Source organism: Pseudomonas sp. F8002 (assembly GCF_013385495.1).
Taxonomy (GTDB): domain Bacteria; phylum Pseudomonadota; class Gammaproteobacteria; order Pseudomonadales; family Pseudomonadaceae; genus Aquipseudomonas.
Genome location: NZ_JACAPW010000044.1, coordinates 16139 through 39882 on the forward strand (window position 1 = coordinate 16139; position 23744 = coordinate 39882).

Annotated in this window: 26 protein-coding genes; 12 read left to right on the top strand and 14 right to left on the bottom strand. The window is 60.0% G+C overall.

The genetic code is table 11. The features are described from left to right. The first annotated feature begins 106 nt into the window (after positions 1 to 106). Complete coding sequence (locus HX811_RS29010; RefSeq protein WP_003207912.1) at positions 107 to 1099, top strand: MBL fold metallo-hydrolase; 993 nt, start codon at positions 107 to 109, stop codon at positions 1097 to 1099. A 7-nt stretch (positions 1100 to 1106) separates the two neighbouring features. Here the strand turns inward: HX811_RS29010 and HX811_RS29015 are convergent, their stop codons facing one another. Beyond that, positions 1107 to 2030 (bottom strand): LysR substrate-binding domain-containing protein, encoded by a 924-nt coding sequence (locus tag HX811_RS29015; RefSeq protein WP_177048482.1) that lies wholly within the window; start codon positions 2028 to 2030, stop codon positions 1107 to 1109. Positions 2031 to 2226: 196 nt separating this feature from the next. Here HX811_RS29015 and HX811_RS29020 point away from each other — a divergent pair, with 196 nt between their 5' ends. The 5 genes from HX811_RS29020 (at position 2227) to HX811_RS29040 (ending at position 9007) form a co-directional block, all read left to right on the top strand. Continuing rightward, a complete protein-coding gene (locus HX811_RS29020; RefSeq protein WP_003207915.1) occupies positions 2227 to 3147 on the top strand; it encodes an ABC transporter permease in 921 nt (306 codons plus the stop codon). A 7-nt stretch (positions 3148 to 3154) separates the two neighbouring features. Further along, on the top strand, positions 3155 to 4018 hold the full coding sequence (locus tag HX811_RS29025; RefSeq protein WP_008433279.1) for an ABC transporter permease: 864 nt from the start codon (positions 3155 to 3157) through the stop codon (positions 4016 to 4018). Between the two features lie 62 nt (positions 4019 to 4080). Further along, complete coding sequence (locus HX811_RS29030; RefSeq protein ID WP_177048484.1) at positions 4081 to 5661, top strand: ABC transporter substrate-binding protein; 1581 nt, start codon at positions 4081 to 4083, stop codon at positions 5659 to 5661. 5 nt (positions 5662 to 5666) lie between these two features. Beyond that, complete coding sequence (argH, locus tag HX811_RS29035; RefSeq protein WP_023659030.1) at positions 5667 to 7172, top strand: argininosuccinate lyase; 1506 nt, start codon at positions 5667 to 5669, stop codon at positions 7170 to 7172. Positions 7173 to 7183: 11 nt separating this feature from the next. After that, positions 7184 to 9007, top strand: coding sequence for an ABC transporter ATP-binding protein (locus HX811_RS29040; protein WP_003207919.1), 1824 nt, complete (start codon positions 7184 to 7186; stop codon positions 9005 to 9007). A 44-nt stretch (positions 9008 to 9051) separates the two neighbouring features. Here HX811_RS29040 and HX811_RS29045 read toward each other — a convergent pair whose 3' ends face one another. The 6 genes from HX811_RS29045 to HX811_RS29070 form a co-directional block, all read right to left on the bottom strand. Further along, the gene (locus HX811_RS29045) at positions 9052 to 9348 is read right to left on the bottom strand and encodes a DUF3144 domain-containing protein (RefSeq protein ID WP_003207921.1); all 297 of its coding nucleotides are present in this window, start codon (positions 9346 to 9348) and stop codon (positions 9052 to 9054) included. An 82-nt stretch (positions 9349 to 9430) separates the two neighbouring features. After that, the gene (locus HX811_RS29050) at positions 9431 to 10723 is read right to left on the bottom strand and encodes a sorbosone dehydrogenase family protein (RefSeq protein WP_177048486.1); all 1293 of its coding nucleotides are present in this window, start codon (positions 10721 to 10723) and stop codon (positions 9431 to 9433) included. After that, on the bottom strand, positions 10720 to 11148 hold the full coding sequence (locus tag HX811_RS29055; RefSeq protein ID WP_003207924.1) for a DUF2231 domain-containing protein: 429 nt from the start codon (positions 11146 to 11148) through the stop codon (positions 10720 to 10722). The genes HX811_RS29050 and HX811_RS29055 overlap by 4 nt, the downstream gene beginning before the upstream one ends. 123 nt (positions 11149 to 11271) lie before the next feature. Then, entirely contained in the window at positions 11272 to 12774 is a 1503-nt protein-coding gene (proP, locus tag HX811_RS29060; protein ID WP_003207926.1) for a glycine betaine/L-proline transporter ProP, read from the bottom strand. A 128-nt stretch (positions 12775 to 12902) separates the two neighbouring features. Then, positions 12903 to 13793, bottom strand: coding sequence for a bestrophin family protein (locus tag HX811_RS29065; protein WP_087692921.1), 891 nt, complete (start codon positions 13791 to 13793; stop codon positions 12903 to 12905). Positions 13794 to 13879: 86 nt separating this feature from the next. Continuing rightward, on the bottom strand, positions 13880 to 14386 hold the full coding sequence (locus tag HX811_RS29070; protein ID WP_177048488.1) for a GNAT family N-acetyltransferase: 507 nt from the start codon (positions 14384 to 14386) through the stop codon (positions 13880 to 13882). Between the two features lie 101 nt (positions 14387 to 14487). On the opposite strand from HX811_RS29070, the gene HX811_RS29075 reads away from it, so the two are divergent. Both HX811_RS29075 and HX811_RS29080 read left to right on the top strand, forming a co-directional pair. After that, entirely contained in the window at positions 14488 to 15396 is a 909-nt protein-coding gene (locus HX811_RS29075; protein ID WP_177048489.1) for a bifunctional oligoribonuclease/PAP phosphatase NrnA, read from the top strand. 78 nt (positions 15397 to 15474) lie between these two features. Beyond that, a complete protein-coding gene (locus HX811_RS29080) occupies positions 15475 to 16170 on the top strand; it encodes a tRNA (adenine(22)-N(1))-methyltransferase TrmK (RefSeq protein WP_134327639.1) in 696 nt (231 codons plus the stop codon). A 3-nt stretch (positions 16171 to 16173) separates the two neighbouring features. Here the strand turns inward: HX811_RS29080 and HX811_RS29085 are convergent, their stop codons facing one another. Further along, entirely contained in the window at positions 16174 to 17028 is an 855-nt protein-coding gene (locus HX811_RS29085; protein ID WP_008433296.1) for an aldo/keto reductase family oxidoreductase, read from the bottom strand. A gap of 71 nt (positions 17029 to 17099) precedes the next feature. Here HX811_RS29085 and HX811_RS29090 point away from each other — a divergent pair, with 71 nt between their 5' ends. Both HX811_RS29090 and HX811_RS29095 read left to right on the top strand, forming a co-directional pair. Further along, positions 17100 to 17732: a TetR/AcrR family transcriptional regulator gene (locus HX811_RS29090; protein WP_256344479.1), complete on the top strand. Its 633-nt coding sequence runs from the start codon at positions 17100 to 17102 to the stop codon at positions 17730 to 17732. 92 nt (positions 17733 to 17824) lie between these two features. Further along, complete coding sequence (locus HX811_RS29095; protein WP_177048491.1) at positions 17825 to 18688, top strand: DNA/RNA non-specific endonuclease; 864 nt, start codon at positions 17825 to 17827, stop codon at positions 18686 to 18688. A 19-nt stretch (positions 18689 to 18707) separates the two neighbouring features. On the opposite strand, the gene HX811_RS29100 is transcribed toward HX811_RS29095, so the two are convergent. From HX811_RS29100 to HX811_RS29125, 6 genes are all read right to left on the bottom strand, one after another. Further along, positions 18708 to 18887 carry a DUF1289 domain-containing protein gene (locus HX811_RS29100; RefSeq protein ID WP_003207939.1) on the bottom strand — a complete coding sequence of 60 codons (180 nt, stop codon included), beginning with the start codon at positions 18885 to 18887 and terminating at the stop codon, positions 18708 to 18710. A 4-nt stretch (positions 18888 to 18891) separates the two neighbouring features. Beyond that, complete coding sequence (locus HX811_RS29105; protein ID WP_008433303.1) at positions 18892 to 19263, bottom strand: hypothetical protein; 372 nt, start codon at positions 19261 to 19263, stop codon at positions 18892 to 18894. Between the two features lie 364 nt (positions 19264 to 19627). Then, positions 19628 to 20842, bottom strand: coding sequence for an MFS transporter (locus tag HX811_RS29110; RefSeq protein WP_177035766.1), 1215 nt, complete (start codon positions 20840 to 20842; stop codon positions 19628 to 19630). 5 nt (positions 20843 to 20847) lie between these two features. After that, positions 20848 to 21177: a hypothetical protein gene (locus HX811_RS29115; protein WP_008438861.1), complete on the bottom strand. Its 330-nt coding sequence runs from the start codon at positions 21175 to 21177 to the stop codon at positions 20848 to 20850. Between the two features lie 2 nt (positions 21178 to 21179). Beyond that, complete coding sequence (locus HX811_RS29120; protein ID WP_177023147.1) at positions 21180 to 21743, bottom strand: isochorismatase family protein; 564 nt, start codon at positions 21741 to 21743, stop codon at positions 21180 to 21182. A 28-nt stretch (positions 21744 to 21771) separates the two neighbouring features. Continuing rightward, entirely contained in the window at positions 21772 to 22221 is a 450-nt protein-coding gene (locus HX811_RS29125) for a MarR family winged helix-turn-helix transcriptional regulator (RefSeq protein WP_003214523.1), read from the bottom strand. 99 nt (positions 22222 to 22320) lie between these two features. Here HX811_RS29125 and HX811_RS29130 point away from each other — a divergent pair, with 99 nt between their 5' ends. Together HX811_RS29130 and HX811_RS29135 are read left to right on the top strand one after the other, a co-directional pair. Then, the gene (locus HX811_RS29130) at positions 22321 to 22563 is read left to right on the top strand and encodes a hypothetical protein (protein ID WP_177021312.1); all 243 of its coding nucleotides are present in this window, start codon (positions 22321 to 22323) and stop codon (positions 22561 to 22563) included. A gap of 58 nt (positions 22564 to 22621) precedes the next feature. After that, positions 22622 to 23725, top strand: a complete 1104-nt coding sequence (locus HX811_RS29135) for a beta-eliminating lyase-related protein (protein WP_177048493.1) — start codon at positions 22622 to 22624, stop codon at positions 23723 to 23725. Positions 23726 to 23744: the final 19 nt, after the last annotated feature.

Here is a 23744-nt window from a genome sequence, read left to right on the forward strand (position 1 = left end):
CCCTGGCAGGTATCTACGCCACACATACCTGGCATGCGGAGTTTCGATTTCAACTATAAAAAACGCTTGAATAGGATGCCGCCGATTCCAACTGGAGAGCTGCACCATGACCAAGCTGACATTTACCCGCGTGTTGAATTACACGGCCCTTGCTGCTGCCCTGGCACTGGGAGCCATCGCGGCACCGGCGGTGGCAGTTGCCGCCGCGCCCCAAGTCAAAACCCAGGCCCCTGGTTACTATCGCACGATGCTTGGAGATTTCGAGGTCACCGCGCTGAGTGACGGCACCATCGATGCACCGTTCGACAAATTGCTGAATGAGCCGGCTGCCAAGACCACTACCGCACTGCGCAAGGCGTTCCTCGGGGTGCCCACCGAGACCTCGACGAACGCGTATCTCGTCAATACCGGCACTCGGCTCATCCTGATCGATACCGGCGCTGGTGCGCTCTTCGGGCCGACCCTGGGCAAGCTCGCGGCCAACCTGCAGGCAGCCGGCTACAAGCCGGAGCAGGTCGATGACATCCTTCTCACGCACATGCACCCGGACCACGTGGGTGGGCTGGTTGCCGAAGGGGTGATGGTGTTTCCGAACGCCACGGTACACGCCGACAAGCGTGACGCCGATTACTGGCTCTCGCCGGCGAGGCTGGAGCCTGCCTCGGCCGACGCCAACAGCTTCGTACCCGAGTTCGCGAAGGGTGCAATGGCTTCCTTGAACCCGTATATCGCGCTTGGAAAGTTCCAGCCTTTCCAGGGCAGCGGGGAGATCCTGCCGGGGTTCAAGGCGCTGTCCAGTTATGGCCATACCCTGGGGCACACCAGCTATCTGGTTGAGAGCAAAGGCCAGAAGATGATTGTCGCCGGTGATCTGATCCACGCCGGTGCCGTGCAGTTTGCCGACCCGTCGGTGACTATCGAGTTTGATACGGACAAGAAAGCCGCCACCACGGCCCGCGAGACCGTGTTCAGCCTGGCTGCGAAAGAGGGCGCGCTGGTCGGCGCGGCGCACCTCTCGTTTCCCGGCCTGGGGCATTTGCGTGGTCAGGGCGCCGCGTGGCAATGGGTGCCGCTGAATTACTCAACCGAACTGAAGTGACTCGCGATTAGTACGCTTCACGGGGAATCATGGAAATAAACTCCGACCTGAAGATACCTTCCATGACCTGCATGAAATCCGAGGCGAGCTTGGAGCGCTGCTGGTGACCCGGAAATACCATCGAAACCTCGAAGGGTATGTCCTGGTCCAGCGCTCTGAACGTAAGGCCCGGGTATTTCGAGTAGGAGGCGGTGAATGGATCACACACGGTGATGCCGAGCCCCCCGGACACCATTCCGCAGGCGGAGTGCGCGGCGGTGGTTTCAACGCTGGAGACGCCTGCAACACCCCGAGCCTCCATGGCTGATGTGATGCGTCGCTGCAAAGGATTGTTGGCGTTCAGGGTAATCAGGCGTCGCCCGTGCAAATCCTCCAGGGTCACCACGTCTTTGGTGGCCAACATATCGTTGGCCGGCATCACGCACACCGCGCTGATGGGTGGCAGGTTGATCACCTGGATCCCGGGATATTCCCCTGAAGGAATCTGCACAAAACCAATATCGATCTGGTTGGCAGACGTCAGTTCCAGGATGCCCACCGAGTTGCGCACATCCAACGAGGTTCTGACCTCGGGGTGCTTTCGCGCGAATCGGCATACCCCCTCAGCCACCACACTGAGCCCCAGCGTGCTCATTGAACTGATCCTCAATGTGCCGGTGCGCAGCGTCACAAGGTCCTCTGCAACCCGCTCGATGCGTTCTATGCCTTGATAAAACTTGTCCACCTCCGCGTACAACACCTGTGCTTCCGCCCCGGGAATGAGGCGATTGCCTTCACGGCGAAACAGTCGAAGGGAAAGGACAATTTCGAGGTCGCGGATGAGCCGGCTGATGGCCGGTTGACTGACCTGAAGTGCCTCGGCGGCGATAGTCATGCTTCCGGTGAGCATGACCGCCCTGAAAGCTTCCAATTGGCGAGGATTGAGTTTCATTGTGGCTCTTGATCGAATGTTGGAGGGCGCATTTTTGCGAGCGTATAACATTTTGTTATGTGCGTCCAACCTGTTGCCGGTTTGCTATAAGCATGTAACGGCGCGATGATTTAGTTGCGTGGTTTTACCAAAGAAAAGCAGTTCCCGTTATTAATATCGGGTGCCGCTTAAGTAAAAATAAAAAAGAGGATAGCGCGTGCTGAATTATACCGTCCGCAGGTTGTTACTTCTGCTTCCGATGCTGCTGGGAGTCTCCATTGTGGTCTTCCTGGTCATGCACTTTATTCCGGGAGATCCTGCGCAGCTGGCAGCAGGTCCGGATGCAACAGCGGAAGATGTTGCGCAAATAAGGCAAAACTACGGATTGGATAAGCCGCTAATCAATCAATACCTTATTTATGTCAGGAAAGTTGTCGTGGGTGATTTTGGCGAGTCATTCCAGACATTCACGCCCGTGCTCGAAGGTATAGCCAGAACTCTTCCCGCCACGATTGAACTGACCGCTGCCGGAATGTTGCTTGCCGTCATCATTGGCGTTCCCCTCGGTATTGCGGCCGCTTTGAAGCCCAGAGGCTTCCTTGATAGTTCGCTGACCACCGTTGCAGTTCTGGGCATATCAATGCCTGGCTTCTTTCTGGGACTGATATTGATGCTGATCTTTTCAGCCAACCTCGGATGGTTGCCGCCGACCGGCAGAGGCGGGCTGCAACACCTGATATTACCGGCCTTGACACTTGGTTTGCCGTATGTTGCAACTTTTTCACGGCTGGCCCGATCCACCATGATGGATGTGCTGAGGGAAGATTATATTCGTACTGCCTATGCGAAAGGTGTACCGAGTTACAAGGTAGTACTCAAGCATGCACTTTCCAATGCGGCCATTCCATTGGTGACAGTATTCGGTATGGACTTCGGCCGGTTACTGGGTGGCGCGGTTATTGTCGAGACAGTATTTGCCTGGCCGGGAATGGGGCGGCTCTTGATTGATGCAATCATGGCTCGGGATATTTATGTCGTCCAAGGCACAGTTCTTGTGTTTGCCGCGGTGGTGGTAATTATCAACTTAATGGTGGATTTGGTTTATGGCGTCCTCGACCCTCGCGTCACTTACAACTGAGGCCGATATGAAACTTCCGAAAAAATATCGGTTGGGCTTTGTCAGTTTCCTTATTTCCAATAAGCGCTGGTTCGCGTTTGCTTCATTGATCGTGATTCTGGTGATGGTTGCTGCGGCGATAGCTGCCCCTTTGTTGTTTGATTGGGATTCGGTCACCAAGATCAACTTATCAACGTCCCTTGTCGAGCCCGGTGCAAGTTCCTGGCTCGGCACGGACCAATTGGGCCGTGACTTGTTGGGTCGAGTCGTGTGGGGGGCACGAATTACGCTCACCGTCGCAGTTTCAAGTGTCAGCATTGCGATGGTCATTGGCATCGCTTTAGGTGCGGCGTGTGGCTATTACAACGGCGCCATCGCCGGGGTGGTGATGCGGGTCATGGACTCGATGATTGCATTTCCCCGGACACTGGTTGCCATTCTGGTCATCACGGTGGCGGGCAACAGCATAGTAAGCCTGACACTGGCCATCGCCATTTCAACGATCCCGATTTACGTGCGTTTCTTTGCCGGGCCGGTCATGGCATTGAGAAACCGCGAGTTTGTATTGGCCTCCAAGTCGATTGGCGTCAGCGATCTGCGGCTGCTGCTGATACATATCCTGCCGAATATCGGTTCGCTGGTCATTATCCAGGCCACCGTCTCGCTGGCTGAAGCAATCCTCATTGGTTCCGGGCTCAGCTTTCTGGGGCTTGGCCCGCCGCCGCCCACCCCGGAGTGGGGCTCGATGATTGCCGAGTCGCGGCCGTTATTGACCACCCATCCCTACGTATTGATTGCGCCCGGATTTGCACTGGTTTTGACCATATTGAGTTTCAACATTGTGGGGGATGCGTTGCGAGACTACATCGACCCGAAATCACGTAACGCATAAATGAGTTCGGCGCGGTTAAACACGCCCTGTGTGTCCACCAGAATTATCAAGCGAGAAAGATTATGCGGCGTCTGAATTGCCTGGAAGTATTGATACGGAGTTTCGCTGTTGTCGGCATCCTTGGACTGTCGGCGGGCCTATCGTTTGTTGCCAACGCCAAAGACCTGAAGAAGCTGACATTCGTTCAAGGCGCTGATATCGATACCCTGGACCCAGCGATTTCGCGCAGTGTGCCTTCCTATAACGTGATTAATCACCTGTTTAATCGGTTGGTCGCATGGGACGGTCACGGGCATAACACGTTTGTAGCTGATTTGGCGCAGTCATGGTCAAGGTCCGAGGATGGACGGCAATGGATTTTTATCCTGAAACCGGGAATTACCTTTCATGACGGCACGGCGTTTGATGCTGCAGCGGTGAAGTTTAACCTGGACCGAATCATGAACCCCAAGCTCGGTTCTCCGCACCGGTCCTACTATGCGGATATAGCTTCGGTGGATGCGCTAGCGCCGAATGAGTTACGCATCACCACAAAAAATCCGTCACCCACAATGTTGGAGTTACTGGCAAAAGAATCTTCGTCAATCAGCAGTCCGGCCGCTGTCGTTAAATATGGACGGGCTTATGGGCACCATCCCGTCGGTACCGGGCCCTACGTATTTGATAGTTGGATACCCAACGACCAGGCCGTTATTCATAAGAACAACGCTTTTTATGGAACAACGGCAAAACCGGAAACCATCGTGTTCCGTCCGGTCAGGGAAGATTCTTCCCGAGTCATAGAGCTGCGAACGAACAATGCGGATATCGCGGCAAATTTATCGCCCGAGGCGGCTATTGAATTAAAGGAACTGAATAAATCCACCTTGCTGCGGGTACCCAGCACATTCCAGGTGTTCTTTGAAATGAACCTGACCAAACCGCCCTTTGATGACCCGCGCATACGGAGGGCGGTGAGTATGGCGATTGATCGCCAGGCATTGGTCGACAAAGTGTTGTTGGGATATGGAAAAGTACCCACTGGCCCATTTCCGGAGGGTACGCAAGCCCGACGTGAATTCCCTCCGGTGAAGTACGACCCTGATGCGGCAAGAAAAATAATTAACGAGGTATATCCAGGCGGTTATCCAGGCACCGTAGTTATATGGACCCCGGCGGGACGCTATACCAAAGATCGCCAGGTCTCGGAAGTTGTCCAAGGCTATCTTAACGCCGTGGGGCTGAAGACCGAGTTTAAGGTATGGGAATGGGCAACGTATCAAAAGAACTTGTATCGCCCCGAGCCGGGCAAGGGCACGGGCAAAGGTAGCAATGACCCAAACATGTGGTTACTGGGAACGGGCATATCTGACGCGGATATTCGTTTGCGTCGAAAGTTGTCCAGCGGCGACCCGCAGAATCTCACGGGTTACAGCAACCCTCAGGTAGACAAATTACTTCAGTTGGCCTCGCGTGAACTGGATGAAAAAACACGCATGTCCTATTACGGCCAGATTCAGCAGATTCTATGGGAACAAGACCCGGACAATCTGCCGCTGTTTGACCAGGAGCAAATAATTGGTGTGCGTAAAGCGTTGAATGGCCTGGATGTCGATTATGAAGGGACCATCGATTTGACGAATGTAGAACTTATTGAGCGGTGATTTAAATGTCGAATTTACATGCCAACGAAACACTGTTAACCGACGCTCGCCTGAGTGCTCCTCCCGCTGAACGCATGGTCAAGTACCATGATATTCCGGCACTTGAGACCGAGAAACGTCAGTTTCACGAGTTTGTCGAAGTGGACCTGGCGCACACCGTGATGCTGGTTGAACAGCAGATTCTTTCTGTGTCGGTCGGGCAAGCCATCCTCGCGGAGCTGCGGTTGATTCGGGACATGGTTCCCGCCGACTTCCCGTTTGATGTAAAGAAAGGCAGCTTCCTGCTTCAGGTTGAATCGTACCTTTTCTCCCGGATCGGCGAAGACTCGGCCGGGCAGATGCACACCGGCCGCAGCCGGATAGACCAAGGGGCAACGGTACGCCGCCTGTACGACCGCAAGCGCATCCTGGCGGTGCTGGACCGTATCAATGAGTTCCAGGTGGCGTTGATTCAGAAGGCCTCCACGCATTCGGGCACCATCATGCCCGGCTACACCCATATGCAGCATGCCCAGCCCTGGGTGTTCGGCCACTACCTTTTGAGTTTTACGTCGAGGCTGCACGACAGCTTCAGCCGCTTGATGCACGCTTACACCCGGGTCAATCGCAACCCCCTTGGTGCCGTCGGCCTGGCCGGCACGTCCTGGCCGCTGGACCGTGGGCGCACCACGCACCTGTTGGGGTTCGACAGCCTGGTAGAAAACTCCAAGCTGGGCCGCGAAGCATGGTACGCAGCAGAGACGATTGGCGCATTGTCCTTTGTCATGGCCGACCTGAACGACCTGGCAACCGACCTGCATATCTGGTCGAGCGTCGAATTTGGAACGGTGGAAAGCCACGACGGCTATTGCGGCACCAGCAGTATTTTCCCGCAGAAGAAAAACCCCAGCGGCTTGGAAACCATCAAGAAAGCTGCAGGTGGATCGGTGACCTGGCTCAGCACGGCCCTGGCCACTTTCCGGTCCGAAGGTACCGGCGACCAGGCGATGCGCGACCTGCCGTTGATCCATGATGCGCTGGCCACCACCGAAGGCATGCTGGACCTGTTTACCGGCATCATTGAAACCCTGGTGGTGCATGAGGACCGGATGACAGCCCTGCTCTCCGGGAGTTGGTGCACCGCCAGCAACCTCGCCGATGTGATCGTTCGGGACCGGGGCATCTCTTTCCGCCAGGTCCACCACATCGTGGCCCGCCTGGTGCGTAACTGCCTGTACGAGGGCGTGGCTCCTGCCGGGGTGACCGGCGCCGCACTGGATCAAGCCAGCGTGGAAACTGTCGGCTCAACCCTGGGCTACTCGGATGCCCAGGTCCGCGATGCTTTGAACCCGCGCCGTTTTGTCGAGACCCGCACTTCCGCGGGCGGCGTCGGCCCGGACGAGGTCCGGCGATTATTGTCGATCGCCCAGAACGAGCTGGAGCAGGACCGTGAGTGGGTTGCGCAGAGCCGGCGCAAGGTCGATCAATCCCGTGCCGACCTTGACGCGGCCATCTCGGCGATCGTCGATTAAAGGAGCGCCTCATGAACGAGAATTTGGTAGCCCGGGTGAAAAACCTGAGTGTCGGCTTCGGCACCAGAGGGCGCGAGACGCCGGTGGTGCGCGATGTGTCCTTCGAGGTGATGCGCGGTCAGACGCTGGCGATCGTGGGTGAGTCCGGCTCCGGCAAATCCGTCACCTCAATGGCGATGATGGGCCTGATCAAGCGCGCCGGCGGACGGGTGCTTTCGGGCTCGATGGAGCTGCAAACCAGGAATAACCAGATTGTCGACCTGGTGGCGGCGCCCGAGTCTGTCATGCGCACACTGCGGGGCTCGTCCATGTCGATGATCTTTCAGGAGCCCATGACTTCGCTGAATCCGGTCTTCAAGATCAGCGCGCAACTCATCGAAGGCATCTTGCTGCATCAGCGGTGCAGCCGTGCGCAAGCCGAAGCCCAGGCATTACGCATGCTGGACCTGGTGCGTATTCCGGATGCGAAGCAGGTCATGAACCGGTTTCCCCATGAGCTTTCCGGCGGCATGCGCCAACGGATCATGATTGCGATGTCGCTGGTCTGCGAGCCCACACTGCTGATCGCCGACGAGCCGACCACAGCGTTGGATGTGACGGTGCAGGCGCAGATCCTGCGGATTATCAAGGAGCTGCAAGATAGCCTGGCCATGGGTGTGATCTTTATCACCCACGATATGGGCGTGGTGGCGGAAGTCGCAGACCATGTGATGGTGATGAAGAAAGGCGAGACCGTTGAGCAAGGTCCGGCAAGGGCAGTGCTGCAGGAGCCCAAGCAGCCCTACACCCGGGCATTGCTGGCGGCTGTTCCAAAAATCGGCTCAATGCGTGGCACTCAACTTCCCGCAAAATTTGCCTTGATCGATGATGACGTCGCAGCGGGTGCAGAACCTGCGCCTGGCGTGGCCCCGGACTACCAGAGTCCGCCGGTGCTCAGAGTCGAGTCGTTGTCCATTCGGTACGACCTCAAAGGTGGTCTCCTCGGGAAGGTCCGGCGCCGTGTGCATGCCGTCGAAGGCATCGACTTTGATATCTACTCAGGTGAAACGCTGGCCCTGGTGGGCGAGTCCGGGTGCGGGAAATCCACCAGCGCTCGTGCGATTGCCGGGCTGATGCCGATACAGGGCGGGAATATCGTTTTCGGTGGCAAGAACCTTACGACGTTGAACAAGAGCGATATGAACTCGCTGCGCCGCGATATCCAGATGGTCTTCCAGGATCCCTATGCATCCCTGAACCCGCGTCTCACGATCGAGAACAGCCTGCTGGAGCCGCTGCATGTTCATGGCATTGCACATGGCGCGCAAGCACGAAAGCAGGTGCGAATATTGCTGGAGAAGGTGGGGCTGTCGGCGGAGCATGCACAACGCTATCCGCACGAGTTCTCGGGTGGGCAGCGACAGCGGATCTGCATCGCGCGGGCGCTGACTCTGTCTCCGAAGCTGATCATCGCCGATGAAGCCGTCTCGGCGCTGGACGTGTCCATTCAAGCCCAGGTGATTAATCTCCTGCAGGACCTGCAGCGCGAGATGGGCATTTCATTCCTGTTTATTTCCCATGACCTGGCGGTGGTCGAGCGGGTCAGCCACCGGGTCGGGGTGATGTACCACGGACGCATCGTTGAGATCGGGCCACGCCAGTCAGTGTTCGAGCAGCCTCAGCACCCTTACACCCAAAGGTTGCTGAGCGCGGTGCCCTCGGCGGACCTGAACGTGCCCAGAAAGCCGTTCAGCCTGATGGAGGAGAGCGTGCCCAGCAGGATTTACGAGGTGGGCTACAAGGCTCCGCCGATCAGTTACCGCGAGGTCGCCGCGGGCCACTTCGTTGCAATTTGAGCGCCGGGTATCACAGGTCGACACACCGCCCTGTGCGGGCGGGTTCAACTGCCCTTAACGAGCATGTACTTGCTGAAATTGTTGATGTGATCATCAAGATTATCCTCAAGCATCATCCGGTACTGATCACAGAAATACTTCAGCATCGCCTCACGCGCCTGGGCCATTTCTTCGCCGGATTTAAAGCTGCGTGCGCTGACCCAGGCATTGAAGCGTGTGGTGCCGAACATCATCGAGGCGCTAACTTTGCCCAGGTCGGCGAACGCCCTGAACTGCTCGTTGGACAGCTCGATGTGCGCGTCCGCGCGATCATAGAAGCCGTTGTCGGTGGTGTCTGGCATTGCGGTTACCTTCCTGTTCGTGAGTGCGGCGAAGGTACCGCCGCGCTCCACAGGAAGGCAACCACATCGGCCGCTTCAGGCCTTATTTATTGCGCGTCACCCTCCACACCGTGTTGGCCAGGTCATCGGCAATGATCAGCGCACCCTTCGGATCAACCGTGACCCCCACCGGCCGGCCGCGAGTCTTGCCATCGTCCCCGCGGAAACCCGTGGCGAAGTCCAGCGGCTCACCGGCAGGCCGGCCATTGCTGAACGGCACGAAGATCACCTTGTAGCCCACCGGATTGTCCCGGTTCCAGCTGCCGTGCTCGCCGACGAAGACGCCGTCGGCATATTTCTCGCCCATGGCCGGGATGGAAAAATCGACGCCCAGCGCGGCGACGTGGGAACCCAGGCTGTAATCCGGCTTGATCGCGGCGGCGACCTTGGCCGGGTTCTGCGGTTGGGCGCGGGTGTCGACGTTCTGGCCCCAATAGCTGTAGGGCCAGCCGTAGAACTCGCCTTCGCGCACCGAGGTCAGGTAATCCGGCACCAGGTCCGGCCCCAGTTCATCCCGCTCGTTGACCACCGCCCACACCTGCCCGGAGCCCGGTTGAATGGTCAATGCCGTCGGGTTGCGCAAACCGGTTGCATAAGGCTTGTGGGCGCCGGTGGCGGCGTCGATCTGCCAGACCATCGCCCGGTCGATCTCGACCTCCATGCCGCGTTCGGTGATGTTGCTGTTGGACCCGATGCCCACATACAGCGAGCGGCCGTCGGGGCTGATCGCCAGGGATTTGGTCCAGTGGTGATTGATCGCGGCGGGCAGCTCGGTGACGGTGGTGGGCGGGCCACCGGCCTTGGTCTGGCCGTCTTCGTAGTCGAAGCGCACCAGCGCATCCTGGTTCGCCACGTACAGCTTGCCGTCGGCAAAGGCCAGGCCGTAGGGCGCGTTGAGGTTTTCGGCGAATACGGTTTTCAACTCGTAGGTGCCGTCACCGTCGGCATCGCGCAGCAGGGTCAGGCGATTGCCGCCCTTGACCTTGGTGTTGCCCTCGGCCTTGATCACGCTGGCGATCACATCCTTGGGCTTGAGTTTCGCTGCGCTACCGCCCCGGCCTTCGGCGACGAGAATGTCGCCGTTGGGCAGCACCAGGGTCTGGCGCGGGATCCGCAGGTCGGTGGCGATGGCCCTGATGCTGAAACCCTCGGGCACCGTAGGTTTCTGCTCGCCCCAGGCCACCGGTTCGGCGATCTTCATGCTGGGCAACAGGCCGCGCTGGGGTTCCGGCAGCTTGGGGTCGGGGCCGCGAGCCTGAGTGCTGTCGGCTTCGCCACCGCAGGCGCTCAACAACATCGCCATGCTTAAAACGGTCAGCGTGCTGGAAGGCTTCATTGGGCACCTCCCGAGCGCAGGTTGGTCAGCCCGACCCACGTGGTCACGCAGGCCAGCAGGGTCACGACGGCAGACAACACCAGGCCCGAAGGCATCACGGCCCAGGCATCCTTCGCATGCTCAAAGGCATTCACCAGGCCCAGCGCCCAGGTCACCAGCAACAGCAGGAAGTACACCGTGGGGCGCCCGGCCTTGCGGTCGGCACGCAGCAGGTTGACCAGTGCAAACAACCCCGCCAGCCCGCAGAACAGCAGGGCGCCGGCGATCAGCCAGGCGGCGAAGTTGCTCCATTGGATCTGGTAGGTCTGGTAGTAGGCAATGTCGCTCAGCAGGGCGCCGAGAAACAGCGGGACGGTACCGGCCAGCAAGGTCGCGTGAAGCGGACCAGGCGTGCAGCGGTAGGTGAGGGTGGTGGTGTCGGTCACGGGCGGCTCCTTATCGTTGAGCGGCCCTGATGAGGCTCATCAGGGCCGCGCTGACTGCGCTTAAGGAAGGAGCGTGCTGCTTGCGCGTTAGTTCACCCGCTATTCGTTTCCAAATATGTTGCGTCAGTTGATGCGTGGATGTTGCTGCACCAGGTTTTCACGCTTGGCTTCCAGCTCGGCGATTTGCGCGTCGATATCTTCGATCTTCTGCTCGATATTGTCTTCGTGCTCCTGCAGCAGCTCCTTGGCTTCCTCGATATCCGACGCCGCCGGTGCCGCGCCGCGCAGGGGTTTGTTGGCGGTTTCCTTCATGGTCAGGGCGGTGAAAAGCCCCAGTACGGCGAATACCATCAGGTAATAGGCCGGCATGTACAGGTTGTTGGTGGTCTCCACCAGCCAGGCCATGGCGGTTGGCGTGAGGCCGGCAATCAGGATCGAGATGTTGAAGGCGCTGGCGAGCGCGCTGTAGCGGATGTGGGTAGGGAACATCGCCGGCAGGGTGGACGCCATCACGCCGATAAAGAAGTTGAGCACCACCGCAATGATCAGCAGCCCCGAGAAAATCAGCCCGAGCTTGCCGCTGTTGATCAGCATGAACGCCGGAATGGCGAGAAAGAACAGTGCGATGCTGCCGAACAGAATGAAGGGTTTGCGCCCGATCTTGTCGCTGACAAAGCCAATCATCGGCTGCACGAACAACATGCCGACCATGATCGCGATGATGATCAACACGCCGTGGTTTTCGCTGTAGTGCAGGTTGTGCGACAGGTAGCTCGGCATGTAGGTGAGCAGCATGTAGTACGTGACGTTGGTCACCACCACCACGCCGACACAGGTCATCAGGCTGCGCCAGTGCTTGGTGGCGACTTCCTTGAACGAGACTTTCGGGCCGCCCGCCAGGCCTTCGCGGTCACCTTGTTCGAGTTGCTCCACGTGCTGTTGAAAGGCCGGTGTTTCTTCCAGGGCATGACGCAAGTAGAGCCCGATCATGCCCAGCGGCAGGGCGAGGAAGAACGGCAGGCGCCAGCCCCAGGACTGGAAGGCGTCTTCGCCGATCACCGCCGAAATCAGCACCACCACGCCCGCGCCGAGCACGAAGCCGGCGATGGAGCCGAAGTCCAGCCAACTGCCGAGGAAGCCGCGCTTGCGGTCCGGGGCGTATTCGGCGACGAAGATCGAGGCACCGGTGTACTCACCGCCCACCGAGAAGCCCTGGGCCATCTTGGCCAGCAGCAACAGGATCGGCGCCCAGATGCCGATCGAGTCATAGGAGGGGATCAGCCCGATGGCGAAGGTGCTCAGGGACATGATCACGATGGTCGCCGCCAGGACCTTTTGCCGGCCGTATTTGTCCCCCAGCCGGCCAAAGAACAGGCCGCCCAGCGGGCGAATCAGGAACGGCACCGAGAAGGTCGCCAGGGCCGCGATCATCTGTACGCTGGGAGACGCTTCGGGGAAGAACACCTTGCCCAGCACATAGGCGACAAAGCCATACACCCCGAAGTCGAACCACTCCATGGCATTGCCCAGCGCAGCGGCGGTGATCGCCTTGCGCATCTTGGCGTCGTCGACGATGGTGATGTCATCCAATCCAATCGGATTGACGGTTTTCTTGCGTGATTTCATGGGAATACTCAGCCGCAGGTCCATTTCGATGCCACTGTTTTGGTGGCAAGCGCTTAATGGGTCAGATACATGCGGACACTGAATAATTCACCACTGGCTGGATTTTTTTGTTAACGGCCCGGCAAGGATTAACTGATCCGCTCGCCCCCCAGGGAATCACGCTGCATCGACTGCAGGTTTTTCTCGATGGTTTCGCAAAGGGCTTCCATCTGGATCTGGTGCTCGCTGTCGCGGAACGGGCTTTGCAAATCGGTGCCGATGCGTTCGATGGCCAGCAGCATGAAGCCCACCACCGTGGACGCCAGCGGGGTGAACCAGCCCAGGGATTCCACCAGGCCCACCGGCACGATCAGGCAGAACAGCGAGATGAACAGCCGTGGGAAATACACGTAAGGGTAGGGCAGCGGCGTATTGGCGATGCGCTCCATGCCGCCCTGGCTGTTGGACAAATCCACCAGGGTCGACTCCAACCGTGCCAGGCGAATGCTGTCCAGGCGCCCGGCCTTGTATTCCTGGGCCAGCAGGGCTGCGGAGCCGTTGATGATGTCGTTGGAAAAGTTATTGGTACTGGTGCTGCGGGCGAACTCGTCGGCCGGCAGGAAGGCGCGGATTTCTTCCGGGCAAGGCTGGCCCCGCAAGTGCGCCGCCAGGCAGTTCACATACGCCACGTGACGGCGCAGCAAGGTCGCCTTTATCGGGTTGACCTCATTGTCCGGGTCATCCAGCAGCGTCAGCACTTGCCGAGCGAAGCTGCGGGAATTGTTGACCATCGCCCCCCACAACGTGCGTGCCTCCCACCAGCGGTTGTAGGCGCTGCTGTTGCGGAAACTGATCAGCACCACCAGCGCCGAGCCGAGCAGGGTGAGCGGCATCAGCGGCAGGTTGATCTTGCTGTTGAGGAACAGCATGAAGTCCACGGTGACGGCGATATCCCAGAGCAGCAGCCAGAACAGCGCCCAGCCTACATAGCCCATGGTCTTGATGATCAGGCGGTATTTTTTGATGATGGCAGCTTTCAAACGGAAACCTCGCGGCGAGCGGTAAGCATCAATGCCCTAGCTCGGACGGTGTTTACCGGGTAAAGGTTCGCCGGGGGGCCGGGTCTTCAGGCCTGGAATGTCAGGACAAAGCGGTTTTCGCCCTGGGGCTTGCCGGCCGGTGCGGGCTGGTCGGGCACGAAACCGCAGCGGGTCAGGACTTTTTGTGAGCCCACATTCTCGGGGTACACGTACGCCACCAGTTGGGTCAGTGCCCAGCGCGCCTGTGCCTCGCGGATCAGATGGTTCAGCGCCAGGGTTGCCAGCCCTTGCCCGCACGAGCGCTCACCCACGCGGTAGCCGACTTCGGCAGAGCCCTTTGGCGAGTCGATGCTTTTCAGGTTGGCGCGACCGACGATTTCGCCGTTGGCGTCTTCGATCACGAACGGGTGCCATGTGCCGGTGGCCAGGCCAGATAGATAACCGTCAATATGCTCGGCGACGCCCTGCACCGAGTAAAACGATGGGTCGCGCGCCTCGATATGCGACTCGAACCACTCACGGTTACGGGCTTCGAAGGCCAGCAATGCTTCAGTGTCCGTACTGCTCAGCTCGCGAACGCGAAATGACGTCATTGCTCGAATCTCCAGGGTTGTTCTGTCCATTTAGTCATGTTTTCGTCATAAAGGCGTGTGAAATTTGCCTGCCAAAAATATGAAATCATGGAGTTTTTCCGATGAGGGTAGTCACCTCCGGCTCGGCGTATCTGGACATCGATGCATACGCCTGCTGCATTGCGTATGCCGAGTTGTTGAACCGCCAGGGAATCGAGGCGCGTGCCGTCAGCAGTGCTCCACTGAATGCCAGCATCTCCAGGACCGTGCTCGGCTGGCGATCGTCACTGGATGACTACCGACCCGAGCCCGGCGATGAGTTTGTGATGGTGGATATCTCGGACTTCCATCACTTCGATCCGGTGGTCGTGCTCGATCAGGTGGTGGAGGTGATTGACCATCACCCCGGGTTTGAAACCTATTGGGCGCAGAGGCTGGGAAGTGCCGCAGACATCCGTTTGATCGGCGCAGCAGCGACGCAGGTTTTCCTGAGTTGGGAAGCGGCCGGTTTGTTGCCGCTGATCAGTGAGCACAGTGCCGCGCTGCTGGCCACGGCAATCCTGGACAATACCCTGAATTTTACCGGGCAGTTGACCACCGCGGCGGATGTTCGGGCTTATGAAACCCTCGCGCTGCTGGCGAAACTCGCGGCGGACTGGCCTGAGCGGTATTTCTCCGAGTGCCAGGCCACTATCGAGTCAGACCTTGCAGGCGCGTTGGCGGGTGACCTGAAGTGGCTGAAAGCCGACAGCAACCTGCCGCAGGTTTTTGCGCAGATGACGGTGTGGGATGCCGGTGCGCTGATCCGAAAGCATCGCTCGACCATCGCTGATTGGCTGGCGGCGCAGGGGGAGGACTGGCTGGTGAATCTCATCAGTATCCGCGAGTGCAGAAGCTATTTCCTGGCTGAGCCCAGGGTCAGCCAGGAAAAACTGAGCCAGTTGCTTTCCATCGACTGGCAGGCCGGGATGGCGGTGCTGGATCGTTCGCTGTTGCGCAAGGAACTGGTAAGGCTGGCGGCCACTGATTGACGGCGCTCACCAAAGTGACGTTCCTCTTTGATGAACCCGCAATACAATGGCCAGGGTATTACCGAAAAGGAACGTCAGTTGAACGAACACACATTGTCCATGCGCCTTGAGCGCGTGGCGACGCACGTCCCCGCCGGGGCGCGCCTGGCGGATATCGGCTCCGACCACGGCTACCTGCCGGTGGCATTGATGCGCCGCGGCGCCATCGTGGCGGCGGTGGCGGGCGAGGTGGCCCTGACGCCGTTTCGCGCAGCCGAGCGCACGGTGCGCGAGAACGAGCTGGAGCAACACATCACCGTACGCCTGGCCAGTGGCCTGGCGGCGATCGAGCCGGGAGACGGGATCACCGCGATCAGCATCTGCGGCATGGGCGGCGAGACCATCCGCGATATCCTCGACAGCGACAAGGCGCGCCTCAACGGCCGGGAGCGCCTGGTGCTGCAGCCCAACGGCGGCGAGCAACCGTTGCGCCAATGGTTGATGGAGAACGGCTACCGCATCGTGTGCGAAGAGCTGCTGCGGGAGAACCGCTTCTTCTACGAAATCATCGTTGCCGAGCACGCCGGGCCTGTGACCTACACCGCCGAAGAACTGTACTTCGGCCCGCTGCAAATGCAGGCCCGCAGCCCGGAATTCCTGCTCAAGTGGCAGCGCATCCTGCGCCACAAACAGCAGACCCTGAGCGACTTCGCCCAGGCGCGGCAAGCGGTGCCCGAGGACAAGGTGCAAGAGGTCGCCCAGCAGGCGCGGTGGATCGCAGAACTGCTGGCGTGAGGGTCAGCCTGCGAGGGTGTTCAGCTCTGCGAGTACCTCGTCCGAAAGATCCAGCTCGCCCACCGCGATGTTTTCCCGTAGATGGGTGACCGAGGACGTTCCCGGGATCAGCAGGATATTCGGGGAACGGCGCAGCAGCCATGCCAGGGCCAGTTGCATCGGGGTGACGCCGAGGCGCTGTGCGACGTTCGACAACACCGCTGACTGCACTGGCGAGAACCCGCCCAGCGGGAAGAATGGCACATAGGCAATGCCGTCCCGGGCCAATTCGTCGAGCATCGCGTTATCGTGTTGGTGGGCGATGTTGTACAGGTTCTGGACGCACACGAAGCGCACGATTTTTCGCGCCTCGGCGACCTGCGTCGGGGTAACGTTGCTGATGCCGATATGGCGTATCAGGCCCTGTTGTTGCAGCTCGGCAATGGCACTCAGGGGTTCCTCGATCGAGCCTTCGGCAGTGCCCATCACGCCGTGCATGGCCCGCACATTCACCACGTCCAGCACATCCAGGCCCAGGTTGCGCAGGTTGTCGTGCACGGCCTGGGTCAGCTCGGCCTTCGACGAAGCGTTGAACCAGGCGCCATCGTCGCCACGGCGGGCGCCCACCTTGGTGACGATCGTGAGATCGTCTTTATACGGGTGCAGTGCCTCACGAATAATCTGATTGGTGACATGCGGCCCATAGAAGTCGCTGGTGTCGATATGGTTCACGCCGCAAGCGACAGCCTCGCGCAGTACGGCCAGCGCTGCATCACGGTCCTTGGGCGGGCCAAACACGCCTGGGCCGGCCAGTTGCATGGCGCCGTAGCCGATGCGGTTGACGGTGCGATCGCCGAGATTGAATGTGCTGGTGGTCATGGTCGGAGCTCTTGCTTGACGGGAGGAAGCCTATAATATGAAGGATCCTTCAGGTTTAGAATTCGCATTCCATGAGCCCTCTCAAAGCGTCGTTAAAGCCAAGAAAATCAGCGGTCCAGGCCCGGTCGGCGGCGACGGTGGAAGCGCTGCACACGGCAACCCTTCAGGTTTTGACCGCTCAGGGCCTGGTCCGCTGCACCACGACCCGCGTGGCCGAGCGGGCGGGCATGTCGGTGGGCAGTCTCTATCAGTACTATCCGAACCGCGATGCACTGCTTGCTGCGGTATTGGAGAAGCATCTGGTGCAGGTGGCCGAGACCGTCGAGCAGGCGTGCGATCAACACCAGGGCACCACGGTGGCGGAAATGGCATCGGGGTTTGTCACGGCTTTTCTCGCCGTGAAGCTGATGGACCCGACGGCGTCCAAAGCCCTGTATGCCATCGCAGGTGAGCGGGGCGGTGCGGAGCTTGTGGCGCGGATCAACAAGCGGGTGGTGGCCGCGATTGCAGCGATGTTGGCGACGGCGTCGGATGCGCGTTTTGAAGACCCATCCCTTACCGCCGCCATCTCGCTCAGCGCGGTGGTGGGACCGGTTCGGGCGTTGCTTGAAGGCCATGCATCTGCGGCCTTTGAAGCCGGCCTGGAACAGCAGGTGACCCGCATGCTGCGAGCTTATCTTCAAACCTATCAGTCACTTACGTAAACCGTGTTCAGGGTATTTTGCAGCGCTGCTTCGCACTAAAGTCACATCCATGGGTCCATAAGCCCCGCAATCGAACTTTGAAGATTTAACCCATGCACCTACGCAAAATTGCAGTTGGGCTGTCGGCCCTTGTTTTGCTCTCCACCGGGGCGCAAGCCCGTGGCCTGCTGGACCTCATCACACCACCTCAATCCCATACCTCCCGCTCGGGCTCCATCAGCCAGGGCGCGGCCCTGGATCTGTATTCAAGCCAACAGAAAAAGCCATCGTTCGACAGTTGCGCCGACCTGTTCCCGGCCGCACAACCGATCAACACGGCCACCGTGCCGGCCACCATGAAACCCCTGGCGCTGTGTTCCGATAATTTCGCGGTGCTGTACTCGCAAACCAGCAAGACCCCGCTGGTGGTGGTCGAACGCCTGAATGCCGGCCAGTTGAAGGATGCCAAAGGCGAAGAACGCACCAACCAGTTCTACCCCGACCCGCGTATTCCCAAGGGCGCGCGCGCCGAGTTGAGCGACTACCGTGGCCAACACCCGGCCGTGGACCGTGGCCATCAATCCCCGGCGGCGGATGCGCCGAGCACCAACGCCATGGCCCAGTCCTTTGCGCTGTCGAACATGGTCCCGCAAGACCCGACCAACAACCGCAAGATCTGGAGCAAGGTCGAGGCGGACGTGCGCAAGTTTGCCAAGCGCGCCGACGGCAATGTGTTCGTGTTCACCGGCCCGTTGTTTGACCCGGGCTACAGCACCATTGGCGACAACAAGGTCTGGGTGCCGACTCGCCTGTTCAAGCTGGTTTACGACGTGTCGTCCAAGCGCGCCTGGGCGTATGTACTGCCCAACGCTGAAACCCGTATCCAGAAGCCGATGGACTACGCGACGTTTGTGAAAACCACCGGGCTCAAGTTACTCGGGAATTTGCCGGTGACGGGCTCAGTCGGGCGTACTTGACGGCCTGAAACCGGGTGCGTCACTTGCCCTTTTTCAACGTCTTCAAGCGCAACGTTGCGCGCTGCACAGCGGCCATCTTCTCTGGCCGCTTCATCTTTTTCCATTTGCGAATATCGTCCTTGGTGCGTCCACAACTCACGCACAGCTCACCACTGAGCTGGCAGGTTGAGACGCACGGGTTCTCGATATCTTTAGCCAAGGCTTTACCCCTTTACCGCATACAGTTTGAGCAGGCGCAGGCGCCAATTGCCGCCATGCTGCAGGTGGCATTCTTCCTCGGAGTCGAAGCGCACGTAGCGGTGCGAAGAAGGGCGATCCACCCCGGCATCCTCCAGCGCGGTGGCCGTCAGCTCGCGCATGCGCAGGTCCAGTCCGGTAGAAAGGGCCAGTTCCCGGTTCGCCCTGGTATCGAATACCCAGATGACCAGCAGGCTTTGGGCAAAGGCCTGGTAGTCGACTTCGTGGGTCAGCCAGTCGAAGCCGGTGATTTCGGCTTTCGCGATCTCACAGGCATCGGTCAGGGTCGCGACCAGGCGACGTTCGATGCGTGCGCTGTCGCGTTTGCTTGAAGACATGGGGATTCCTTGAGGAGCGAGGAGGGTGATGATACGCGAGAGATCCACTGTAGGAGCTGTCGAGCTTTAGCGAGGCTGCGATGGCGGACTGGCAGGCGACATCTTTATTGCCTGACAGGGCCTCTTCGCAGCCTCGCTAAAGCTCGACAGCTCCCACATTGGTTTGTTGTCGCTTGTCAGATCGCGATCGGCTGAGCCGTCAAGCGAGCCCAATACTCAAGCCTGCGAAGATCCACTGTGGGAGCTGTCGAGCTTTAGCGAGGCTGCGATGGCGGACTGTCAGGCGACATCTTTATCGCCTGACAGGGCCTCTTCGCAGCCTCGCTGAAGCTCGACAGCTCCCACATTGGATTCGTTTTGCCTGTCAGATTTTCTTCGGCCGATCCAGCTTGCGCGTCATGGTGTACACCGCCACGCCGGCAGCCAGGATGCCCGAGGCCGCGCCGACCGCCAACGCCCAGCGCGGCCCAAGATGGTCGGCCACCCAGCCCACAATCGGTGCGCCAATCGGTGTGCCGCCCAGGGCCACGCCCACCCGCAGGGCGATTACCCGCCCGCGCATGGAAGGTTCGGTGGTGAGTTGCATCAGGCTGTTGGTGGTGTTGCTGAAGGTCAGGGCGCCCACGCCGATGATCACCAGCGCCCCGGCGAACAACCAATAGTTCGGGGCAATCGCCGCCAGCGTGCAGCCCACCCCGAACACCAGCGCGCCGATCAACAACGCCTTGAAGTGTGGCCGCTCGCGACCGGCTGCGAGCAGCGCCCCGGCAACGGTGCCGATGGCCAGGGTCGACGTCAGCAGGCCATAGCCGCGGGCATCGGCGTGGAACACGGTGACGGCCATGGTCGAGATGAAGATCGGAAAATTCATGCCGAAGGTGCCGATCAAGAACAGCATGATCAGGATCGCCATCAGGTCCGGCCGCGCCCACACATAGCGCAGGCCTTCAGTCAGGCTGCCCTTGGTGCGCAGCGCCCGCAGGCTGGTGTGCAGGCCGGAAACCCGCAGCAGAAACAGCGAGGCCAGCACCGCGAAAAAACTCGCGCCATTGAGCAGGAACGCCCAGCCGGTGCCCACCGACGCGATGGTCACGCCGGCCACCGCCGGGCCAATCATGCGCGCCATGTTGAACGAGGTGGAATTGAGCGCGATGGCATTGGACAGGTCCGCTTCGCCCACCAGCTCCGCCACGAATATCTGCCGCACCGGTGCATCGAAGGCCGAGGCGCAGCCGGACAAAAACGCGAACACATACACGTGCCACAGCTGCACGATGCCGGTCAGGGTAAACACCCCCAGCATCAGCGCCAGCACGCCCATCACGCCCTGGGTGACCATCAGCAGCTTGCGCTTGTCGTAGTGATCGGCGGCGAAGCCGGTCCAGGGCAGCAACAGCAATTGCGGCCCGAACTGCAACGCCATGACGATGCCGACGGCCGACGCGTTATGCGGCGTGAGCTGGGTCAGCACCAGCCAGTCCTGGGCCGTGCGTTGCATCCAGGTGCCGATATTCGACACCAGGGCGCCGGCGGCCCAAATGCGGTAGTTGACGCTGCGCAGCGAGCGGAAAATGCCCATCGAACTCACACCGGCCCTGAGGAATGACCACCGTTGAAGCGCCCGAAATGCTGCGCCAGGAATACACTCAGGGCCAAGGCCCCGAGCCCGAGGGCGAGCACATCAGCGGTGTTTTTGAGGTCGAAGTCCCCAACCCGGCAGACCAGCACGTAGCCGATCACCAGGTTGAGAAAACCCCAGAGCACATTCAGCGTCGAGGAAGACCGCCCCTGGCCGCGCGGCTTGGCAAACGGCGTCTGGAAGGACTGGCCCATCAAGCCACTGAGGCAATGGGGCAGCGCGTTGGCAAGCAATACGCCGCCGAAGAAATAAGACACCAGCTCATGCCATTGCATCGTCACGCCCCCCTTGTTGCAAGCAAGCCGATGATCTCTTGCGCCGTGCCGGTTTCCCCCAGCTTCGGAAATACCTGGTTCAGGCTGTAGTGATGGGCCTCGGCGTTCGCGTCGGTCATGGCATCGACGGCCAGGGTCACGTTGAAGCCGGCCTCGTAGGCCTGGCGCGCGGTGGACTCCACGCCGGTTCCGGTAGCAACGCCGGTGATCACCACTTGAGTCACGCCGAGTGCTTTGAGTTGCGCCTCAAGATCAGTGCTGGCGAAGGCGCCCCAGGTGCGTTTGGTCACCCCAATGTCGCCGGGTTGCTGATCGAGTTCGGGCAGCAGGTCTGCCCATCCCGGTGGAAATACATCGCTGCGCCGTGGCCGCTCGGTACGCCCGGGGGCGAAGCCTGTGACGTTGACCAGCACCACCGGCATGCCGCGCTCGCGGAACGCGTCGAGCAGTGCACGGGAGCGTTCCACCACGCCGCCGATGGGGTGGATGAACGGGTATTCGGCGATGCCTTTTTGCAAGTCCACGATGATCAGCGCGGTGTTGGGGTCCAGCAAGGTGACGGCCATGGGAGGTCCTCGAACGGATAGAAGTGGCTCAAAAGTCGGCGAGGCGCTCCAGCAGCTTTACCGCTGCCGCGAGTTCAGCTTGTTCTTCGGCAGACAGTTGCTCCTGCAGCGCCCGCAGCAGCCAATCGTCCTTGGCCGCCCGGCTGGCGATCAGGTGCTTACGAAAGCCGGGAGTCAGCTCGATCAGGGTTTGGCGCCCATCGCTGGGGTCGGGTTTGCCCCTGATCGCTTTCATCGTTTCCAGCCCGGCCACGGTGATGCGCATGGACTGCGGCCGCACGCTCTCCGCCCGGGCCAGGGCCGAGACGGTGCTGGGCCCGTCTCGGTCCAGGCGCAGCAGCACCGACTTCTGGGCGGAAGTGAAATCGTTCGGATGGGTTTGTTCCCGCAGCCGGCGTATCAGCTTGCCCAGGGAGATGCGCAGCTCGGCAGCCAGGGCGGCGGATTGGGTTTCGGAGGTGATGGACGGTTTGTTCATGCCGGGACGTTAGCATGCTTGCAGAAAAACTGTACAGTTTAGCTGTATGAATTTTTTGTCATAAAAGCCCGCATCAACGGTCCTTTTGCCGAGGCATTTGTGATCCTGGCTGCGCTGGCGTGTGCGACCGGGCAAATCCGGGTGCATTTCTCGGCCATTACCGTGGCCAGCCTGGCCTTCCAGACGGTGGTGTTCTCGTTCCTGAGCCTGCTGGTGTGGTTGCCGGACGAGACGCTGCAGTCATCGTTCATCGTGGGCTCGGTGCTGGTGCTGGTGGGGATTGTGGTGGTGAGTGGGCATGATCTTTTAAGGTTGCGCATGGCCAGCCTCGTCAAGGACTGATACGTTCACCAGGCCGGCCATTCCTGGACGTACTTCCTCCCTGCACAGGCGCTCAACCGTGACACCAGACATTGATGAAGAACGCCGCCAACTCAAGGCGGCCTGCACTGTAGAGATCAATGGGTTTGCAGAGCCCACGCCGGCCCAGTGGTTCCAGGAAATGGCGGACTGGGCACAGGCCAACCATGTGTCCCATGACAACTATGGCAGCGGTGCCTTGATCGAAGGCTTTGAAGCCAAGGTCGCCGAATTGTTGGGCAAGCCCGCGGCAGTGTTCATGCCCAGTGGCGTAATGGCGCAATTGATTGCGCTCAATATCTGGAGCGAGCGACGCCGGCTGCCGCGCTTCGGGATACATGCGTCCTCGCATTTGCAGCTGCACGAAGAGCAGGCGTTCCAGGCCTTGCTGCACTTGCATGGGGTGATGGTGGGCCACCGCTTGCGACCGATCCTGGCCGACGACCTTGCAGCGATTGCCGAGCCACTGAGCTGCCTGGTGGTGGAGCTGCCTGCCCGGGAGATCGGTGGGCAACTGCCTGAATGGCATGAACTGGAGGCCTTGAAGGCGACGGCGGCGGCCTCGAATACACCGCTGCATATGGACGGGGCCCGCCTATGGGAAACCCGCGCCTACTACCAGCGCTCTTACGCCGAAATCGCTGAAGGTTTCTCCTCCGTGTACGTCTCGGCCTACAAGGGCCTCGGCGGTATCGCCGGCTCGCTGCTGGCGGGCGACACCGACTTTATCCAGCAGGCCCGCCTGTGGCGTAAACGGCTGGGCGGCACCTTGATAAAGCAGAGCCCCATGGTGGTCTCCACGGCCATGCGCTTTGACCAACGCCTGGGGATGCTGGAGGCCTGCTATCAGCGCGCCCTGCGCCTGGCGACCTGCCTGCAAGCGATTCCCGGCATTCGCACCCTGCCGCGCACGCCTCAGGTGAACATGCTTCACCTGTATTTCGACGCAGACTGCGCGGCACTGCTCAACGCCCGCGATGAGATTGCCCGCCAGCACGGGTGTTGGCTGTTCACACACCTGCAACCCACCGAGGTGCCGGGATGGTGCAAGACCGAATGCTATGTGGGTGACCGATTGTTGGGCGTGGATGATGAACGGGTTCTGCAACTGTTCACGGACTTGATGAGCCGCGCATTGACCTGATCGACATGCATGCGCGGCT

Excerpts from the sequence above, each read along its gene's own strand:
- HX811_RS29010 (WP_003207912.1), top strand. The coding sequence starts at position 107 with ATGACCAAGCTGACATTTACCCGCGTGTTGAATTACACGGCCCTTGCT.
- HX811_RS29015 (WP_177048482.1), bottom strand. The coding sequence starts at position 2,030 with ATGAAACTCAATCCTCGCCAATTGGAAGCTTTCAGGGCGGTCATGCTC.
- HX811_RS29025 (WP_008433279.1), top strand. The coding sequence starts at position 3,155 with ATGAAACTTCCGAAAAAATATCGGTTGGGCTTTGTCAGTTTCCTTATT.
- HX811_RS29030 (WP_177048484.1), top strand. The coding sequence starts at position 4,081 with ATGCGGCGTCTGAATTGCCTGGAAGTATTGATACGGAGTTTCGCTGTT.
- argH (WP_023659030.1), top strand. The coding sequence starts at position 5,667 with ATGTCGAATTTACATGCCAACGAAACACTGTTAACCGACGCTCGCCTG.
- HX811_RS29040 (WP_003207919.1), top strand. The coding sequence starts at position 7,184 with ATGAACGAGAATTTGGTAGCCCGGGTGAAAAACCTGAGTGTCGGCTTC.
- HX811_RS29045 (WP_003207921.1), bottom strand. The coding sequence starts at position 9,348 with ATGCCAGACACCACCGACAACGGCTTCTATGATCGCGCGGACGCGCAC.
- HX811_RS29050 (WP_177048486.1), bottom strand. The coding sequence starts at position 10,723 with ATGAAGCCTTCCAGCACGCTGACCGTTTTAAGCATGGCGATGTTGTTG.
- proP (WP_003207926.1), bottom strand. The coding sequence starts at position 12,774 with ATGAAATCACGCAAGAAAACCGTCAATCCGATTGGATTGGATGACATC.
- HX811_RS29070 (WP_177048488.1), bottom strand. The coding sequence starts at position 14,386 with ATGACGTCATTTCGCGTTCGCGAGCTGAGCAGTACGGACACTGAAGCA.
- HX811_RS29075 (WP_177048489.1), top strand. The coding sequence starts at position 14,488 with ATGAGGGTAGTCACCTCCGGCTCGGCGTATCTGGACATCGATGCATAC.
- HX811_RS29085 (WP_008433296.1), bottom strand. The coding sequence starts at position 17,028 with ATGACCACCAGCACATTCAATCTCGGCGATCGCACCGTCAACCGCATC.
- HX811_RS29090 (WP_256344479.1), top strand. The coding sequence starts at position 17,100 with ATGAGCCCTCTCAAAGCGTCGTTAAAGCCAAGAAAATCAGCGGTCCAG.
- HX811_RS29095 (WP_177048491.1), top strand. The coding sequence starts at position 17,825 with ATGCACCTACGCAAAATTGCAGTTGGGCTGTCGGCCCTTGTTTTGCTC.
- HX811_RS29105 (WP_008433303.1), bottom strand. The coding sequence starts at position 19,263 with ATGTCTTCAAGCAAACGCGACAGCGCACGCATCGAACGTCGCCTGGTC.
- HX811_RS29110 (WP_177035766.1), bottom strand. The coding sequence starts at position 20,842 with ATGGGCATTTTCCGCTCGCTGCGCAGCGTCAACTACCGCATTTGGGCC.
- HX811_RS29115 (WP_008438861.1), bottom strand. The coding sequence starts at position 21,177 with ATGCAATGGCATGAGCTGGTGTCTTATTTCTTCGGCGGCGTATTGCTT.
- HX811_RS29120 (WP_177023147.1), bottom strand. The coding sequence starts at position 21,743 with ATGGCCGTCACCTTGCTGGACCCCAACACCGCGCTGATCATCGTGGAC.
- HX811_RS29125 (WP_003214523.1), bottom strand. The coding sequence starts at position 22,221 with ATGAACAAACCGTCCATCACCTCCGAAACCCAATCCGCCGCCCTGGCT.